13 protein-coding genes are annotated in these 17,730 nt (G+C 55.4%); 11 read left to right on the top strand and 2 right to left on the bottom strand.

What is annotated here, in order from left to right; translation table 11 throughout:
- The first annotated feature begins 8 nt into the window (after positions 1 to 8).
- Positions 9 to 881, top strand: coding sequence for a DNA-3-methyladenine glycosylase 2 (gene alkA, locus ABR39_RS07975; protein WP_047346500.1), 873 nt, complete (start codon positions 9 to 11; stop codon positions 879 to 881).
- Here alkA and ABR39_RS07970 read toward each other — a convergent pair.
- Positions 846 to 4,175, bottom strand: a complete 3,330-nt coding sequence (locus tag ABR39_RS07970; RefSeq protein WP_047346499.1) for a diguanylate cyclase — start codon at positions 4,173 to 4,175, stop codon at positions 846 to 848. The genes alkA and ABR39_RS07970 overlap by 36 nt on opposite strands.
- A 343-nt stretch (positions 4,176 to 4,518) precedes the next feature.
- Here ABR39_RS07970 and udk point away from each other — a divergent pair, with 343 nt between their 5' ends.
- The 3 genes from udk to asmA all read left to right on the top strand — a co-directional run bounded on the left by udk (position 4,519) and on the right by asmA (position 7,706).
- Positions 4,519 to 5,160: a uridine kinase gene (gene udk, locus ABR39_RS07965; protein WP_008500855.1), complete on the top strand. Its 642-nt coding sequence runs from the start codon at positions 4,519 to 4,521 to the stop codon at positions 5,158 to 5,160.
- Positions 5,161 to 5,251: 91 nt separating this feature from the next.
- Positions 5,252 to 5,833, top strand: a complete 582-nt coding sequence (dcd, locus tag ABR39_RS07960) for a dCTP deaminase (RefSeq protein WP_047346799.1) — start codon at positions 5,252 to 5,254, stop codon at positions 5,831 to 5,833.
- A gap of 22 nt (positions 5,834 to 5,855) precedes the next feature.
- Positions 5,856 to 7,706 carry an outer membrane assembly protein AsmA gene (gene asmA, locus ABR39_RS07955; protein ID WP_047346498.1) on the top strand — a complete coding sequence of 617 codons (1,851 nt, stop codon included), beginning with the start codon at positions 5,856 to 5,858 and terminating at the stop codon, positions 7,704 to 7,706.
- Between the two features lie 129 nt (positions 7,707 to 7,835).
- Here the strand turns inward: asmA and ABR39_RS07950 are convergent, their stop codons facing one another.
- Entirely contained in the window at positions 7,836 to 9,419 is a 1,584-nt protein-coding gene (locus tag ABR39_RS07950) for a TerC family protein (protein WP_047346497.1), read from the bottom strand.
- Between the two features lie 692 nt (positions 9,420 to 10,111).
- Here ABR39_RS07950 and ABR39_RS07945 point away from each other — a divergent pair.
- The 7 genes from ABR39_RS07945 to wcaD all read left to right on the top strand — a co-directional run bounded on the left by ABR39_RS07945 (position 10,112) and on the right by wcaD (position 17,729).
- Positions 10,112 to 11,248: a polysaccharide export protein gene (locus ABR39_RS07945; protein WP_042719349.1), complete on the top strand. Its 1,137-nt coding sequence runs from the start codon at positions 10,112 to 10,114 to the stop codon at positions 11,246 to 11,248.
- Positions 11,249 to 11,254: 6 nt separating this feature from the next.
- Positions 11,255 to 11,698, top strand: coding sequence for a low molecular weight protein-tyrosine-phosphatase Wzb (wzb, locus tag ABR39_RS07940; protein ID WP_047346496.1), 444 nt, complete (start codon positions 11,255 to 11,257; stop codon positions 11,696 to 11,698).
- Positions 11,699 to 11,700: 2 nt separating this feature from the next.
- Entirely contained in the window at positions 11,701 to 13,863 is a 2,163-nt protein-coding gene (wzc, locus tag ABR39_RS07935; RefSeq protein WP_047346495.1) for a tyrosine-protein kinase Wzc, read from the top strand.
- A 123-nt stretch (positions 13,864 to 13,986) separates the two neighbouring features.
- Positions 13,987 to 14,829, top strand: coding sequence for a colanic acid biosynthesis glycosyltransferase WcaA (wcaA, locus tag ABR39_RS07930; protein ID WP_023312403.1), 843 nt, complete (start codon positions 13,987 to 13,989; stop codon positions 14,827 to 14,829).
- Entirely contained in the window at positions 14,829 to 15,320 is a 492-nt protein-coding gene (wcaB, locus tag ABR39_RS07925) for a colanic acid biosynthesis acetyltransferase WcaB (RefSeq protein ID WP_047346494.1), read from the top strand. The genes wcaA and wcaB overlap by 1 nt, the downstream gene beginning before the upstream one ends.
- The gene (gene wcaC / locus ABR39_RS07920; protein WP_047346493.1) at positions 15,317 to 16,534 is read left to right on the top strand and encodes a colanic acid biosynthesis glycosyltransferase WcaC; all 1,218 of its coding nucleotides are present in this window, start codon (positions 15,317 to 15,319) and stop codon (positions 16,532 to 16,534) included. Before wcaB ends, wcaC begins: the two co-directional genes overlap by 4 nt.
- A complete protein-coding gene (gene wcaD, locus ABR39_RS07915) occupies positions 16,509 to 17,729 on the top strand; it encodes a colanic acid polymerase WcaD (RefSeq protein ID WP_047346492.1) in 1,221 nt (406 codons plus the stop codon). The genes wcaC and wcaD overlap by 26 nt, the downstream gene beginning before the upstream one ends.
- Position 17,730: the final 1 nt, after the last annotated feature.

Below are 17,730 nucleotides of genomic sequence, written 5' to 3'. Positions count from 1 at the left end.
GAGAGACGATGTACACCCTGACCTGGCTTCCCCCTTACGACTGGCAGTGGATGTTTGGCTTTCTTGGCGCGCGTGCGGTAACGGGCGTTGAAACCGTCACGAGCGATTACTATGAGCGCAGTTTTGCCTGCGAAGGACATCAGGGGATCTTTCGCGTTACGCCGGATATCGCCACCCATACGCTGAGCGTGACGCTCAGCCCGGGGTTAATCCCGGTTGCGCAGACGTGTCTTGAACGCATCGCGTGCCTGTTCGATCTCGCCTGCAACCCCCAGCATATTGCGCAGACGCTGGGCGACCTCGGTGCTGCCCGGCCGGGCTTGCGCTTGCCGGGGGCGATGGACGCGTACGAGCAGGGCGTCCGGGCGATTCTCGGACAGCTGGTGAGCGTGGCGATGGCGGCGAAGCTGGCCTCGCGCGTGGTGGCGCTGTGCGGTGAACCCGTGGCGGATTGCCCTGGCTATCTCTGCTTCCCCACGCCGCAGGCGCTGGCGGCAGCGGACCCGCTGGCGCTGAAAGCGCTGGGCATGCCGGTAAAGCGTGCGGAGTCGTTGATTCATCTGGCGCAGTCGGTCATCGACGGGACGTTTCCGCTTTTCCCGCCCGCGAATATTGAGGAGGGGATGAAGGCGTTACAGCAGCGCCCGGGAATTGGCCGCTGGACGGCAAACTACCTGGCCCTGCGCGGCTGGCAGGCGAAAGATGTGTTTCTGCCGGATGATTATCTGATTAAGCAGCGCTTCGCCGGGATGACGCCAGCGCAAATTCGGCGCTATGCCGAACGCTGGCAGCCGTGGCGCTCCTACGCGCTGCTGCATATCTGGTATACCGACGGCTGGACGCCGTCAGTTGATGGCGAAATAGCTGGTATTAAGAAGTAAATCCAGCGGCTGCGGCTCGGCGATGGTGTCGCCAAAGATAAAATCAATACCGATGCCGGAAAGCGTATCCATCATGATGGGCTGATTGCAGGGGCCGGCTATGGTCTTCATGCCCAGACGCTGGGCATGGCCCTGTACGATGGTGACCATCATTTCATCCATCAGATTGCCATAAACGTTGGTCACCACTTCCGCGTCCAGCATCAGATAGTCGGCCATGTTCGCGCTCAGGTGGGTAAAGACGTTCATGTCGCGGCCCACCTGGCTGAAGATGATGCGACAGCCCGCCTGGCGAAGCTTTTGCAGACCCCGCTGCAGGTTCTTATCCGGGCTGCACACCACGTCGGCTGAGATAACCAGATGCAGGAGACGACCAGGCATCGGGCTTTTATCCAGCAGGTCGAGAAGTTCATCGACCAGCGTCACGCTGGCTAAACCGGCCTCAGAAAGCGGAAGAGCGATACCCATACCTTTACTGGCGATCTGTGCCGCAAAGGCGCGGAAAAACTCGCTAAAGATACGTCTGTCGAGGGCGTGAAAAAGCTCAGGCTCCGCCAGGCCCGAGCGGAAGGCGTGCTCTTCCTGGACTTCGCCCTGGCTGGTCCACAGGCGTAGTGAAATCAGCCAGAAATTACTGCTTTCCGGAATGCGCGGGGAGGCAACGCTGCGGGCAATCATCATCAGGTGATTGTCTTTAATCATGTGCCACTGCTCGTCAAGCGACATCATGCTGCGCGTGCTGCGATCCCGCTCCTGCTGGGGTTCGTAAACCGTCACCATGCCGCGCCCGCCGTTTTTCGAGGCATAACAGGCAATGTCCGCCTGCGACATGATCTCAGACGCCTGATGGTTATTTTCATCAATCAGCGTGATCCCGGCGCTGGCGCCGATCCGGTGCAGACGGCCTTCCCACATAAAGTGGTAGTCATTGATGGTCTGGATCAGGCGGTTGGCGATATAGCGTGCGCTTTCAATATTGCAGTCCGGTAACAGTAACCCGAATTCGTCCCCGCCCAGGCGCGCCAGCACGTCGCTGGAGCGAAGCATGGTCAGCATTAAGGAAGAGAGTTCCCGCAGCAACGCATCGCCGGCGGCATGGCCTGCCGTATCGTTGACGGCCTTAAAGCGATCGAGGTCGATAAAGACCAGGGCGTGACGCTGGCGCGTTTCGCGAACGGTCTGCAGGAGCCGCTTGAGATGGCTTTCGAAGCTGACCCGGTTGGCGAGGTGGGTCAGGGCATCGTGGGAGGCGCTGTAGCTCAGCTGGCGCAGCATTTTACGCGACTCGGTGACGTCCTGAATCACGATAACGGAGCCAATACTCTGTCCATCCAACGTGCTGAGCGGCGTGATGCTGTAATGAATATCGAAGTTTCCGCCGGTGCGGCAGTTCAGTACCACGTCCTGATCGATATCGGAACGGGACATATCGCCGCTGTGAATATTCTCCATCAGCGGCCCTTTTTCACCGAAGGTGATGTGTAACACCGTCAGGACCGGCTGGCCAATGGCCTCGGTCTGCAGCCAGCCGCTCATTTTCTCGGCGACCGGGTTCATAAAGGTGACATTCATGTTGATATCGGTACACAGCACCGCTTCACCGATGGAGTCGAGGGTAATGTGCAGACGCTCTTTTTCCTGGAAGAGGGCCTCGTTGAGCTGCTTCACCTCGGTCATGTCCATGTTGATCCCGAGCAGCCGTTCAACTTCACCCTGCTTATTCAGCACCCGGTTCGCCAGGGAGCGAATATGGCGCACGCCTTCCTTCACGCGGATGCGGAACTCCAGCTTGAACGGCAGGCGGGAAATCAGAGAGTCCCTCAGGACCTGCTCCGCGTGGGCGCGATCTTCCGGCAGCATCGTTTCATGCCAGAGCTGCCAGGTCGGCTTGATGTGCGGCGGAATTTCATACAGCTCAAACATCCGCTTATCCCAGCTAATAATGTCTGGCTCCAGATCCCACTCCCAGATGCCGATGCCGCCCGCTTCGTTAGCAAGCGTAATGCGCTCCATCAGGCGTTTATTGACCCACTCGGTCTGCTTCAGGTCGTTAATATCTTCAATCTGGGCGATAAAATAGAGCGGCGAGCCGTCGGCATGACGCACCACGGAGACGGCCAGCAGCGCCCAGACTACTTCTCCGTTGCGGGTGTAATAGCGCTTCTCGAGGGTGTAGGTATTGATTTCGCCGTTGACCAACTGTTCAAGCTGTTCCAGGTCGGTATGGAGATCTTCCGGCCAGGTGAGCTGCTGGAAGGTCAGCGACTGAAGCTCCGTCTGGCTGTAACCGAGGAAATTGCACAGCGCCTTGTTGGCCTGAAGCCATTTGCCCTCGATGCTGACCAGCGCCATGCCGATGGCGGAATACTCCATCGCATTACGAAAACGCTCTTCGCTTTCGGTGATGTGTTTACGCTCGGCGCGGAAGGCATACATCACCATGGTCATTACGTTGGCCGGAAGCAGCAGCATCAGGAACGGCAGCCACGGCGCGTTCATCATCGGCCCGGCGTGCTGGGTTGTTAGCGCCACCGGGTTACGAGCAATCATCAGCGACACGACCATCACGGTGACCAGAAACACCAGGAAGGCCTCCATCCGCGGCAGACGTACGGCGCTCCACATCAGCAGAACAATAACGCAGGTAAAAGGCCACGGCAGCCAGGTGATGGCTGCCCAGCAAAGGACTAACGTGACGGCAAGCGTAGTCAGCGTTTCCAGCAGCAATCTCGGGTCACGGTGGCGCAGCAGATAATGCGGTTTAAACAGCAGGCCCAATGGCACCAGCGCCAGCGCGCCAATGGCCTCTGACAGCACCCACACGAAGAAATTACGCAGCGTCTCAGGGCCGGGCGCCAGCAGAGATACCAGAACGCCGCCCACCAGCGGTGGGACCAGCGCGCTGCCGATGGCTACGCGGATCCAGTCATTCAGGTTCTGCAGCGGGTTGTACCACGGGAGCAGTTTGCGCAGGAATAACGCGCCGATAACGGCCTCAATCACGTTGATTGAGGGGTAGATAAGGCTTACCGATCCCCACGAAAAAAGCATCCACGAGGCCAGAATATTGCCGAACGAGCAGGCCAGAGCAATGCCTGGCCACATTTTTCCGGCATGACGGTAAAACGCTACCATCATAATGGCGGTGGGAAACCAGAGCGGGGCCAGCAGGGTGCCGAAGCGGGTGAGTTCCAGAGAAAATAAGGTAAAGATAAAGGTGACCAGGCCCAGACAGACAAGTCGTAATAAAGGATGTGGGGTGGTAACCAAAACCCGCTGGTATTGTTTATTCATTACCGCTTTATCCAGAGACGCCATGCCGTCAGGGAAGATGTTCGAACGCGTGAATTTGATAATTTGGTTTATGCTAGTACAAACAATTTACAATTCATATGGCGACTGCTCAGAATTTGACACCATAGACTTATTAAATAGTTACTCCGCGAGAAAAAAAAGGTAAACGCTGAAAAAACGTTCATTTAAATTTCACTCAGGGAGTAATGCATCACTTTTCGGGCAGTCTCGCAGAACCTGTGCATTCGACTGGTATCACGCCCGCGAAATCCCTATAATTGCCGCGTTTGACGCTCCGGCGTCGTCCTTCCTTAACATCCAGGTTAATCAGGTCGCTAAATTTATGACTGATAAGTCTCATCAGTGCGTCATTATAGGCATCGCCGGCGCATCGGCTTCAGGTAAAAGTCTAATTGCCAGTACGCTTTACCGCGAACTGCGTGAACAAGTAGGTGATGAGCATATCGGCGTCATTCCCGAAGACAGCTATTACAAAGATCAATCCCATCTGTCGATGGAAGAGCGCGTCAAAACCAACTATGACCACCCCAATGCGATGGATCACAGCTTGCTGTTCCAGCATTTAGAAGCGCTTAAGAGCGGCCAGGCGATTGAACTGCCCGTTTACAGCTACGTAGAACACACCCGCACCCAGGAAACGATCCGCATCGAGCCGAAAAAGGTCATTATCCTTGAAGGTATCCTGCTGCTGACCGATGCTCGCCTGCGCGAGTCCATGAACTTCTCGATTTTCGTCGATACCCCGCTGGATATCTGCCTGATGCGCCGCATCAAGCGTGACGTTAATGAACGCGGCCGTTCGATGGACTCCGTCATGGCGCAATACCAGAAAACGGTCCGCCCGATGTTCCTGCAGTTTATTGAGCCCTCCAAACAATACGCCGATATCATCGTGCCGCGCGGCGGTAAAAACCGCATCGCCATTGATATCTTAAAAGCGAAAATCAGCCAGTTTTTTGAATAAGCCGCGTGAATTGTGTACCGTTCAGAGATAACCTGGTTTTACCCTGAGCGCTTACCGCCTCAGGGTACGATGCATGAAAGGAGAAAGTGCCGTGCGTCTTTGCGATCGCGATATTGAAGCCTGGCTGGATGAAGGCCGTTTGTCTATTACCCCGCGTCCACCCGTGGAACGTATCAATGGGGTGACTGTTGATGTACGGTTGGGGAATAAATTCCGCACCTTTAGCGGCCATACCGCACCGTTTATTGACCTTAGCGGGCCGAAAGACGAAGTCAGCGCCGCGCTCGATCGCGTGATGAGTGATGAAATCGTTATCGACGAAGGCGACGCTTTTTATCTGCATCCGGGTGAACTGGCGCTGGCGGTGACGTATGAATCCGTCACTCTGCCTTCGGACCTGGTCGGCTGGCTTGATGGCCGTTCTTCGCTGGCGCGACTGGGGCTGATGGTTCACGTAACCGCGCACCGTATCGATCCAGGCTGGTCGGGGCGTATCGTGCTGGAATTCTTCAATGCCGGTAAACTGCCTCTGGCGCTGCGTCCCGGCATGATGATCGGTGCGTTAAGCTTTGAGCCGCTTTCAGGCCCGGCAGACAGGCCTTATAACCGCCGGCAGGACGCAAAATATCGCGACCAGCAGGGTGCGGTTGCCAGCCGTATTGATAAAGACTGATCGTTAGTCCATTGAGGATGCCATGAGAAGAGTTCTGACAACGCTGATGATTTTGCTGGTGGTGCTGGTTGCTGGCCTTTCGGCGTTGGTTCTGCTGGTTAACCCTAACGATTTCCGCGCTTACATGGTGCGGCAGGTCGAAGCACGCAGCGGTTATCAACTGAAGCTTGATGGATCGCTGCGCTGGCACGTCTGGCCGCAGCTCAGCATTCTCTCTGGCCGCATGTCGCTCACGGCGCCGGGGGCTTCCCAGCCGCTGGTTTCCGCTGACAACATGCGCCTTGATGTGGCGCTGATCCCGCTCTTCTCTCATCAGCTGCAGGTTAAACAGGTGATGCTGAAAGATGCGGTCATTCAGCTTACCCCGCAAACCGAAGCCGTGCGTGATGCAAATGCGCCGGTTGCGCCGCATGAAAATACCCTGCCTGATGAACCGTCTGATACAGGCTGGTCCTTTGATATTGGCAAGCTGAAAGTCGCCGACAGCGTGCTGGTATTCCAGCATGAGGATGAGGAGCAGGTTACCGTTCGCAACATTAACCTGCAGATGGAACAGGACGCTCACCATCTTGCCACGGTGGACTTTAGCGGGCGCGTGACCCGCGATCAGCGCGATCTCACCCTGTCGCTGAATGCCAGCGTCAACGCCGCAGACTATCCGCATCAGCTCACCGCCGACGTTCAGCAGCTTAACTGGCAGCTAACGGGCGCCGATCTCCCTACCCAGGGGATTACCGGGCAGGGGACGCTGCAGGCCGTGTGGCGCGAAGAACAAAAGCAGCTGGAGCTGGATAACCTCAACCTGCAGGCGAATGACAGCACTCTGAAGGGGCAGGCGAGCGTCTCGCTCGAAGAGAAACCGAAGTGGGTGCTGAACCTGCAGTTCGACAAGCTCAATCTGGAAAACCTGCTGCCGCCTCTGCCTGCAAGCGCAACGGACGGCGATGCCGTGCAAACGGGGCAAAGCCAGGCACCGATATCACGTCCGGTTATCTCGTCGAATCTCGATCAGCCTGACTATAACGCCCTGCGCGGATTCACGGCGGATATTCTGCTGAAAGCCAATAGCCTGCGCTGGCGCGGCATTGATTTTACCGACGTGAGTAGCCAGATGTTTAACCATAACGGTTTGCTGGTGATCTCCGAGCTGAGCGGCAAGATGGGGGCAGGGCACCTCTCCCTGCCCGGCACGCTGGATGTCCGTAAAGATATTGCCAGCGCCGAATTCCAGCCGCGTCTCGACAACGTTGAGATCGGTACCATCCTGAAGGCGTTTAACTACCCGATATCCCTGACGGGGCAGCTGACGCTGGCGGGTGACTTCTCGGGCACAAAAATTGATGCCGATGCCTTCCGCCGCGAGTGGCAGGGGCAGGCGCATATCGACTTAAAAGACTCGCGTATGGAAGGGCTTAACTTCCAGCAGCTGGTGCAGCAGGCGGTTGAGCGCAGCAGCGACGTGAAAGCCCAGGAGAACTACGACAGCGCCACGCGCCTCGACAGCTTCACCACAGACCTGACGCTGGATAACGGACTGCTTGCGCTTGCCGATATGCAGGGAACCTCTTCCATGCTCTCGCTGACGGGCGATGGCTCGATGGATCTGGTGAAAGAGACGGCGGACACGCGCTTTAATGTCCGGGTGCTTTCCGGCTGGCAGGGCGAAAGCTCGCTCATCGACTTCCTGAAAGAGACGCCGATCCCGCTGCGCGTTTACGGCAAATGGCAGGCGCTGAATTACAGCCTTCAGGTGGATCAGATCCTGCGTAAGCATCTGCAGGATGAAGCCAAACGTCGGCTTAACAGCTGGGCGGATCGTAATAAAGATTCACAGACCGGAAAGGATGTGAAAAAGCTGCTCGATAAGCTGTGATGCCTGTTGTGCCGGGTGGCGGCTTTGCCTTACCCGGCTGCCAGTGCGGCCTAATGCCCTCACCCCATCCCTCTCCCACGGGAGAGGGAGCAAACCCTAAAACGGCAACCTGGTTGCCGTTTTTTTTACCTACACCTCAAAATCCAGTTCTTCCTCGTCCTGCAGCGGGATGAGCTGAACCTTCTGCACGCGATGGTTTTCAATCTGCAATGTTTTCAGCAGATAGTCGCCCACCTGAACCTCTTCTCCCGGCTGTGGAATACGCTGTAAATACTCCATCAGCAGACCCGCAATGGTGTGATACTCCCGTTTTTCATCCAGCGGCAGCGGCACATACTGCACCAGGTCTTCAAGCGGCATATGGCCGTTGGCCGTCCATGAGCCGTCTGCGTTTTTCTGGATATCATGGCGGGCATCAATCTCATCCACCTCATTGGGTAAATTACCGGCGATGGTTTCCATCACGTCGCTGAGCGTGACCAGTCCTTCAACCGATCCAAACTCATCCACCACAAAGGCAAAGTGCGTGCGCGCGTTACGGAATTGTTCAAGGGCCGAAAGCAGCGGTAGCCCCTCCGGGAAAACCAGCGGCTGGCGCACCAGGGCGCGGAGATTGAGCGTCTCGCCGTGCAGCTGCTGTTGCAGCAGGTCGATGATATGAACCACGCCCAGCAGCTCCTCTTCCTCTTCGCCGCCGGTGACCACCACGCGGGTGTGCTGGTTTTTATCCAGCAGGGCGCGGATTTGCGCTTCCGGGGCCGTCAGGTCGATATGCTCAATGTCATGGCGCGACGTCATGATGCTGCTGACCGTGCGCTGATTAAGGTTGAGTACCCGCTCAATCATCAGCCGCTCCTGCGGGTTAAAGATCTGCCCGTCGCTGTGATCGGCCAGCATAGAGGAGGATTCAGCGTCCAGCTCCGCATCCTCTTTCTTGCCGCTTAGCAGGCGCATGACCGTGTCGGCCGTGCGCTGGCGCAGGGTCTGATTCGCGGAAAGGAAGCGGCGGCGGTTAAATATCGCCAGCTGGTTAAGCGCCTCAATCATGACGGAGAAACCGATGGCGGCGTAGAGGTAGCCTTTCGGAATGTGGAACCCAAAGCCGTCGGCCACCAGGCTAAAGCCAATCATCAGCAGGAAGCTCAGACAGAGGATAACGATGGTCGGGTGACTGTTCACAAACCGTGTCAGCGCCTTGCTGGCCATCACCATCAGCGTGATGGCGATAATCACCGCCGCCATCATCACCGCAAGATGGTCCACCATCCCGACGGCGGTGATCACTGAGTCCAGGGAGAAGACCGCATCCAGCACCACAATTTGCGCCACCACCGGCCAGAATTTCGCCCCGCGGCGCTGGGTCGGGTTCTCGCTGTCTTTGCCTTCGAGCCGCTCGTTCAGCTCGACGGTGGCTTTGAACAGCAGGAACAACCCGCCGAAGAGCATAATCAGATCGCGGGCGCTAAAGCTCAGCCCGTGAAGGGAGAACAGCGGCTGAGTCAGCGTGACCAGCCAGGAGATAGAGGCCAGCAGCAGTAAGCGCATCACCATCGCCAGCAGCAGACCCGTCACGCGCGCGCGGTCGCGCTGGGAAGGGGGCAGTTTTTCAGCGAGGATGGCGATAAAGACCAGATTATCAATCCCGAGCACTAACTCGATGACGACCAGCGTAACCAGCCCGGCCCAGATTGAGGGATCGGCAATCCATTCCATAGTAAGAGCAATACCTTCTGTTATATGACGAATGTCACACTTCGATCATGGATAAAGCCGGGGGAAATTGCAATGCCGGGCTGAGATTTCTCTTAATACGAAACGCTAAAAAGAGAGCAATCTGACGACGCTGTAAATAAGGGGAATACGTATATTTAATTACAGGAATATCATTTTAGGATATATCGCAGTTAATGGTTTTTGCTCTCTCTTTGTCAATATAAAGAAAATCCTAAAAGGTCAAAAATTTGCTCTTAATATTAATCTTAAAAACCGATATTAGGACAGTTGTCTCCTTGCCTGCTATTAGGTTAGCTGCAACAATTCTCCCAGCATCAAATGTTAAATCTCGGTGTTGCTATTATTGTTCGGTCTTCAGGGATGGTTATTCATTATCCGCCGGGTATCTCAAGCGGTTGATATATTTCCAGAAGACCTTGCTCAAGAGGGTGTCTATCCATAACACATTGTTTAGTCAGTGGATTGGTAACTGAAAGCCAAGGGCGGTAGCGTGCCTGAAAGCGTGTGAATCAGCCTCGATTATTCTGTCAATAGCCAATGGATGAATAAGCTTTTTTTAGGACTGATGCCAGTTATATTTCTAATTGATTAACTGCATGCTGAAACCCAATACGACTCGAGCTTATTTAAATTGCACAGGATAATTACTCTGCCAAAGTGATAAATAATCAATGATGAAATCCAAAATGAAATTGATGCCATTATTGGTGTCTGTGACCTTGATGAGTGGTTGCACGGTCTTTCCCGGCAGCAATATGTCAACAATGGGTAAGGATGTGATCAAGCAACAGGATGCCGATTTTGATCTCGACAAAATGGTGAATGTTTATCCACTTACGCCACGTCTGGTCGAACAATTACGTCCACGTCCGAATGTTGCCCAGCCGAATATGTCGCTGGACCAGGAAATTGCCTCCTATCAGTACCGCGTGGGGCCGGGTGACGTGATTAACGTGACCGTCTGGGACCACCCTGAACTGACCACGCCAGCGGGCCAGTACCGCAGCTCAAGCGACACCGGTAACTGGGTGCAGTCAGATGGCACCATGTTCTATCCCTACATTGGTAAAGTCCATGTAGCCGGGAAAACGCTTGCCGAGATCCGTAGTGATATTACCGGCCGCTTAGCGCAGTACATCGCCGACCCGCAGGTGGACGTTAATATCGCCGCATTCCGCTCGCAAAAAGCCTACATCTCCGGCCAGGTGAACAAATCGGGCCAGCAGGCCATCACCAACGTTCCCCTGACAGTGCTGGACGCCATTAACGCCGCGGGCGGCTTAACCGACGGCGCCGACTGGCGCAACGTCGTGCTGACCCACGAAGGCAAAGAGCAGCGCATTTCCCTGCAGGCGCTGATGCAAAACGGCGATCTGACCCAGAACCGCCTGCTCTATCCGGGCGACATTCTCTACGTACCGCGCAATGACGATCTGAAAGTCTTCGTGATGGGTGAAGTGAAGAAACAGAGCACCCTCAAAATGGACTTCAGCGGTATGACCCTGACCGAAGCGCTGGGCAACGCGGAAGGCATCGACCTGACCTCGTCGAACGCCAGCGGTATCTTCGTTATCCGTCCGCTCAAGGGCGAGGGTACGAAAGGCAAGATTGCCAACATTTATCAGCTGGATATGTCCGATGCGACGTCGCTGGTGATGGCAACGGAGTTCCGCCTCCAGCCATACGATGTGGTGTACGTCACCACCGCGCCGGTCGCCCGCTGGAACCGCCTGATCAACCAGTTGCTGCCAACCATCAGTGGCGTTCGCTACATGACGGATACGGCGCGCGACATTCATACCTGGTAATCCGCGATGTTTAACAAAATTCTGGTGGTATGCGTGGGGAACATCTGCCGTTCCCCCACGGCTGAGCGGCTGCTGAAGCAGTACCAGCCTGAGCTAACGGTCGACTCCGCTGGGCTTGGCGCACTGGTCGGCAAAGGGGCCGACGAGCGTGCGACGAGCGTGGCGCGGGATCATAACCTCTCTCTTGACGGGCACGTTGCCCGCCAGGTCACCGGCCGCATGTGCCGGGAGTATGACCTGATCCTGGCGATGGAAAAACGCCATATTCATGCGCTATGCGATATCGCACCGGAGATGCGCGGCAAGGTGATGCTGTTTGGTCACTGGGACAATGAGCGCGAAATCCCCGATCCGTATCGCAAAAGCCATGAGGCCTTCGAGGCGGTTTACACCTTACTTGACCAGTCTGCCCAACAGTGGGCGCAGGCACTGAAAGCTCAGCAGGGATAACAATGACAGAAAAAACAAGACCTTCTGCCGCCCCGACTTCGGGCAGTGATGAAATTGATATTGGGCGCCTGGTCGGCACGGTTGTAGAGGCAAAGTGGTGGGTACTGGGTATTACCGCCGTCTTTGCCGCTGCGGCCGTCGTCTACACGCTGTTCGCCACGCCTATCTACAGCGCCGACGCGCTGGTGCAGATCGAGCAGAACACCGGGAACTCGCTGGTGCAGGACATTGGCTCTGCGCTGGCGAACAAGCCGCCGGCCTCCGACGCTGAAATTCAGCTCATCCAGTCACGTCTGGTGCTGGGTAAAACGGTTCACGACCTCGGGCTCGATATCTCCGTCACCAAAAATACCTTCCCGATCTTTGGTGCCGGCTGGGATCGGCTGATGGGCCGCAACAACGACACGGTGAAGGTCACTGACTTCGTGCTGCCGAAAGGGACCGCCGATCAGACCTTTACCCTGACGGTGCTTGGCCCGAAACAGTACCAGTTGACCAGCGATGCGGGCTTTAGCGCGCGCGGTGAAGTCGGGCAGATGCTTACCAAAGACGGCGTCAGCATGATGGTCAGCGCGATCAACGCCCAGGAGGGCGGCGAATTCACCGTCACCAAATTCTCCACGCTGGGGATGATCAACAATCTGCAAAACAACCTCACCGTCACCGAAAACGGTAAGGACACCGGCGTGCTGAGCATGACCTTTACCGGTGAAGATAAGGATCAGATCCGCGACATCCTGAACAGCATTACCCGTAACTACCTTGAGCAGAACGTCGAGCGTAAGTCGGCCGAAGCGGCGAAGAGCCTGGCCTTCCTCGCGAAACAGCTCCCGGAAGTTCGCGCTCATCTGGATGACGCCGAGAACAAGCTGAACGCCTATCGTCAGGATAAAGACTCCGTCGACCTGCCGCTTGAGGCGAAATCGGTCCTTGATTCGATGGTCAACATTGACGCGCAGCTCAACGAGCTGACCTTCAAAGAGGCGGAGATTTCCAAGCTTTATACCAAACGTCACCCGGCCTACCGCACGCTGCTGGAAAAACGCCGTACGCTGGAAGAGGAAAAGGCGAAGCTCAATGACCGCGTGACCGCGATGCCGAAAACGCAGCAGGAAATCGTGCGTCTGACCCGCGACGTGGAGTCCGGACAGCAGGTTTACATGCAGCTACTGAACAAACAGCAGGAGCTGAAAATCACCGAAGCCAGTACCGTCGGTGACGTGCGTATCGTCGACCCGGCCATTACCCAGCCTGGCGTGCTGAAGCCGAAGAAAGCGCTGATTATTCTCGGCAGCATTATTCTCGGCCTGATGCTCTCCATCGTGGGCGTGCTGCTGCGTTCGCTGTTCAACCGCGGAATCGAGAGCCCGCAGGCGCTGGAAGAGAACGGTATCAACGTTTACGCCAGCATCCCGCTGTCTGAATGGCAAAAATCCCGCGACAGCGTCAAAACCATCAAAGGCGTTAAGCGTTACAAACAGAGCCAGCTGCTGGCGGTGGGTAACCCAACCGACCTGGCGATTGAAGCGATACGCAGCCTGCGTACCAGTCTGCACTTCGCCATGATGCAGGCTAAAAACAACGTCCTGATGTTGACCGGCGTTAGCCCGTCAATCGGTAAAACCTTCGTCTGTGCCAACCTGGCGGCGGTGGTCAGCCAGACCAACAAGCGCGTGCTGCTGATCGACTGTGATATGCGTAAGGGCTACACCCACGAGCTGCTGGGCACCAACAACGTCAACGGTCTGTCGGAGATCCTCCTCGGTAAAGGTGAAATCAGCCAGAGCGCGAAGCCGACTACGGTACCAAAATTTGACCTGATCCCGCGCGGCCAGGTACCGCCTAACCCGTCCGAACTGCTGATGAGCGAACGCTTTACCGAACTGGTGGAGTGGGCGAGCAAGAACTACGACCTGGTGCTGATCGATACGCCGCCAATTCTGGCCGTAACCGACGCGGCCGTAGTGGGTCGTCTGGCGGGTACCACACTGATGGTGGCGCGCTACGCGGTGAACACGCTGAAGGAAGTGGAAACCAGCCTGAGCCGCTTCGAGCAGAACGGTATTGAGGTGAAAGGGGTGATTCTGAACTCCATCTTCCGCCGCGCCACCGGGTACCAGGATTACGGCTATTACGAGTACGAATATAAGTCTGACAGTAAATAAAAAAAACATACACATAACCCCCTCACCCTAACCCTCTCCCCAGAGGGGAGAGGGGACTGCACGGTGCAGCTTTTCTCCCTCTCCCTCCGGGAGAGGGTCGGGGTGAGGGATAAGGGGAAGACCATGACCACACAACGCCCTTTAGTATCAATCTATATGCCGACATGGAATCGTCAGCAGCTGGCGATCCGCGCAATTAAGTCGGTTTTACGTCAGGATTACGATAACTGGGAACTGATCATCGTGGATGACTGTTCTTCCTCGTATGAACAGCTGCAAAAATTTGTCACTGACCTCAACGACCCGCGGGTGGTCTATACCCACAACGCAATAAACTCCGGCGCCTGTGCGGTGCGTAACCAGGCGATTATGCAGGCCAAAGGGCAGTATCTGACCGGCATTGACGACGATGACGAATGGACGCCGAACCGCCTGTCTATCTTCCTGTCGCACAAAGAGCAGCTGGTGACGCACGCTTTCCTGTATGCCAACGACTATGTCTGCCAGGGCGAGGTTTATTCGCAGCCTGCCAGCCTGCCGCTGTACCCGAAATCACCGTACTCCCGTCGCCTGTTCTACAAGCGCAACATTATTGGTAACCAGGTCTTTACCTGGGCATGGCGCTTTAAAGAGTGCCTGTTCGATACCGAACTGAAGGCCGCGCAGGATTACGACATCTTCCTGCGCATGGTCGTGGAGTACGGCGAGCCGTGGAAAGTGGAAGAGGCCACGCAGATCCTGCATATCAACCACGGGGAGATGCAAATCACCTCCTCGCCGAAGAAATTCTCCGGCTACTTCCATTTTTACCGCAAGCACAAGGACAAGTTTGACCGCGCCAGCCGTAAATATCAGCTCTTTACCCTCTATCAGATCCGCAATAAGCGCATGAACTGGCGCACGCTGCTGACGCTGCTGTCCGTGCGTAACGGCAAGCGCCTGGCTGATGGACTTCGGGGGAAATAATGTTTCTGGAAGATTGCCGCGCTAACAGCTGGAGCCTGCGCCCGTGCTGCATGGTTCTGGCCTACCGTATCGCGCATTTTTGCTCGGTGTGGCGTAAGAAAAACGTGCTGAACAATATCTGGGCGGCACCGGTGCTGATCCTGTACCGCATCATTACCGAATGCTTTTTTGGCTATGAGATTCAGGCCGCTGCCACCATTGGCCGCCGCTTCACCATCCACCACGGCTATGCGGTGGTGATCAACAAGTTCGTGGTCGCCGGGGATGATTTCACCATTCGTCATGCGGTCACCATTGGCAACCGCGGGCCTGACAGCCTGGCCTGCCCGGTCATCGGCAACAACGTCGAGCTGGGCGCGAACGTGGTGATCGTTGGTGACATCACGATAGGTAACAACGTCACGATTGGTGCTGGCAGCGTGGTGCTGGACAGCATTCCGGATAACGCGCTGGTGGTGGGAGAAAAAGCCCGCGTGAAGGTGATTAAATGAACATTCTGCAATTTAACGTACGCCTCGCAGAAGGCGGAGCAGCAGGCGTGGCGCTGGATCTGCACCAGCGCGCGCTGCAAAAAGGTCTTCAGTCCCGGTTTATTTACGGCTATGGCAAAGGCGGCAAGAAAAGCGTCAGCCACGATAGCTACCCGCAGGTGCACAAGCACACGCCGCGTCTGACCTCGATTGCCAACATTGCGTTGTTCCGTCTCTTTAACCGCGACCTCTTTGGCAACCTGAACACCCTTTATCGTACCGTGACGCGCACGCCTGGCCCGGTCGTGCTGCATTTTCACGTGCTGCACAGCTACTGGCTGAATCTGGAAGAGGTGGTGGCGTTTTGTCAGAAGGTGCAGGCCCACAAGCCCGACACCCGCTTCGTCTGGACGCTGCACGATCACTGGAGCGTGACGGGCCGCTGCGCGTTTACCGATGGCTGCGAAGGCTGGAAAGATAACTGCCAGAAATGCCCGACCTTGAGTAACTACCCGCCGGTGAAGGTGGACCGCGCCCATCAGCTGGTGGACGGAAAGCGCCAGCTGTTTCGCGATATGCTCTCGCTCGGCTGTACGTTCATCTCTCCGAGCCAGCACGTGGCCGATGCCTTCAACAGCCTGTACGGGGCAGGGCGCTGCCAGATTATCAACAACGGCATCGACGTGGCGACGGAAGCCATCCTTGCGGAACTGACGCCGGTAGCGGAAACCGCAGGCAAACCGAAAATCGCTGTCGTTGCGCACGACCTGCGTTACGACGGTAAAACCAACCAGCAGCTGGTGCGCGACATGATGGCGCTGGGCGACAAGATAGAGCTTCACACCTTCGGCAAGTTTTCGCCGTTCGAAGGGGCCAACGTGGTGAACCACGGGTTTGAAACCGACAAGCGCAAACTAATGAGCGCGCTGAATGCTATGGATGCGCTGGTGTTTAGCTCGCGCGTGGATAACTACCCGCTGATCCTCTGCGAAGCGCTCTCCATCGGCGTGCCGGTCATCGCCACCCACAGCGATGCGGCGCGTGAAGTGCTGGAAAAATCCGGCGGGAAAACCTTTGCGGAGCAGGAGGTCTTGCCTCTGGTCCAGCTGCCGAAGGCGCAGATCGCCGAGGCCGTTTTTGGCACTGACCTGGAATCGTTCCGCAACCGCAGCCGCAAGGCCTACAGTGGACAACAGATGCTGGAGGAGTATGTCTCGTTCTATCAGAATCTGTAGTTATCTGCTGCTGCCGCTGATCTACCTGCTGGTCAATGTCAAAATTGCCCAGCTCGGCGAAAGCTTCCCGATAACCATCGTTACCTTCTTGCCCGTTCTGCTTCTGCTGTATGTCGATAAAATCAACCTGAAGAAGCTGATGATTGCCCTGGGGCTGGGCACGGGCCTGACGCTGTTTAACTACATCTTTGGCCAGTCGCTGGATGCCAGTAAATACGTCACGTCGACCATGCTGTTTGTTTATATTGTCATTATTATCGGAATGGTCTGGAGTATTCGGTTTAAAACTATTTCTCCGCACAATTATCGGAAAATCCTTAGGTTCTTTTATATTGCCGTTGCGTTAATTGTCATGCTTGCTGCTATGGAGATGGCACAAATTATTCTCACCGGCGGCAGTAGCCTGATGGAGATAATTTCGAAATATCTCATTTACAGTAACAGCTATGTATTGAACTTCATTAAGTTTGGCGGGAAGCGTACTACAGCCCTCTATTTTGAACCGGCGTTTTTCGCTCTGGCGTTAATCTCAATTTGGCTCAGCATCAAACAGTTTGGTATCAAAACGCCTAAGACCGATGCTATGATTCTTGCAGGAATCGTTCTGTCTGGGTCGTTCTCAGGGGTAATGACATTTATCCTGTTTTACCTGCTGGAGTGGGCGTTCCAGTACCTGAACAAAGATGCGATTAAGAAAAAACTGCCGCTGGCGATTATCTCCCTGACGGTATTTATGGTAGGCGTGATATTTGCTTTCCCATACATCTCAGAACGTCTGGGTGATTTGGGAACGGAAGGGTCCTCGTCCTATTATCGCATCATTGGTCCGCTGGTTATGGTGGGTTATTCCTTAACCCATATTGATGGTGTAGTAAGATTCGGCTCACTTTACGAATATGTTGCATCATTCGGAATCTTTAACGGTGCGGATGTCGGTAAAACCATAGACAATGGTCTGTATCTGTTAATTATTTATTTTTCGTGGTTCGCCGTACTGTTGACGCTGTGGTATCTGTTTAAAGTTTTCAAAATGATGATTAACGCGTTTGGTGATAACCAGAACTTTCGCGTGCAGCTTTATCTGTTTACTCCGGTGTCGCTGTTTTTTACCGGGTCAATATTTAGCCCGGAATATGCTTTCTTGATTGTCTGTCCGTTTATTCTGCGCAAAGCGCTTAATATTACGAACGCATGAC

This window comes from Enterobacter genomosp. O (assembly GCF_001022965.1).
GTDB lineage: Bacteria > Pseudomonadota > Gammaproteobacteria > Enterobacterales > Enterobacteriaceae > Enterobacter > Enterobacter cloacae_L.
This window is presented reverse-complemented; position numbering and strand designations above follow the sequence as displayed.

What these genes read in the sequence shown, in the direction of transcription:
- alkA (WP_047346500.1), top strand. Translation starts at nt 9, where the DNA reads ATGTACACCCTGACCTGGCTTCCCCCTTACGACTGGCAGTGGATGTTT.
- ABR39_RS07970 (WP_047346499.1), bottom strand. Translation starts at nt 4,175, where the DNA reads ATGAATAAACAATACCAGCGGGTTTTGGTTACCACCCCACATCCTTTA.
- udk (WP_008500855.1), top strand. Translation starts at nt 4,519, where the DNA reads ATGACTGATAAGTCTCATCAGTGCGTCATTATAGGCATCGCCGGCGCA.
- asmA (WP_047346498.1), top strand. Translation starts at nt 5,856, where the DNA reads ATGAGAAGAGTTCTGACAACGCTGATGATTTTGCTGGTGGTGCTGGTT.
- ABR39_RS07950 (WP_047346497.1), bottom strand. Translation starts at nt 9,419, where the DNA reads ATGGAATGGATTGCCGATCCCTCAATCTGGGCCGGGCTGGTTACGCTG.
- ABR39_RS07945 (WP_042719349.1), top strand. Translation starts at nt 10,112, where the DNA reads ATGATGAAATCCAAAATGAAATTGATGCCATTATTGGTGTCTGTGACC.
- wzb (WP_047346496.1), top strand. Translation starts at nt 11,255, where the DNA reads ATGTTTAACAAAATTCTGGTGGTATGCGTGGGGAACATCTGCCGTTCC.
- wzc (WP_047346495.1), top strand. Translation starts at nt 11,701, where the DNA reads ATGACAGAAAAAACAAGACCTTCTGCCGCCCCGACTTCGGGCAGTGAT.
- wcaA (WP_023312403.1), top strand. Translation starts at nt 13,987, where the DNA reads ATGACCACACAACGCCCTTTAGTATCAATCTATATGCCGACATGGAAT.
- wcaB (WP_047346494.1), top strand. Translation starts at nt 14,829, where the DNA reads ATGTTTCTGGAAGATTGCCGCGCTAACAGCTGGAGCCTGCGCCCGTGC.
- wcaC (WP_047346493.1), top strand. Translation starts at nt 15,317, where the DNA reads ATGAACATTCTGCAATTTAACGTACGCCTCGCAGAAGGCGGAGCAGCA.
- wcaD (WP_047346492.1), top strand. Translation starts at nt 16,509, where the DNA reads ATGTCTCGTTCTATCAGAATCTGTAGTTATCTGCTGCTGCCGCTGATC.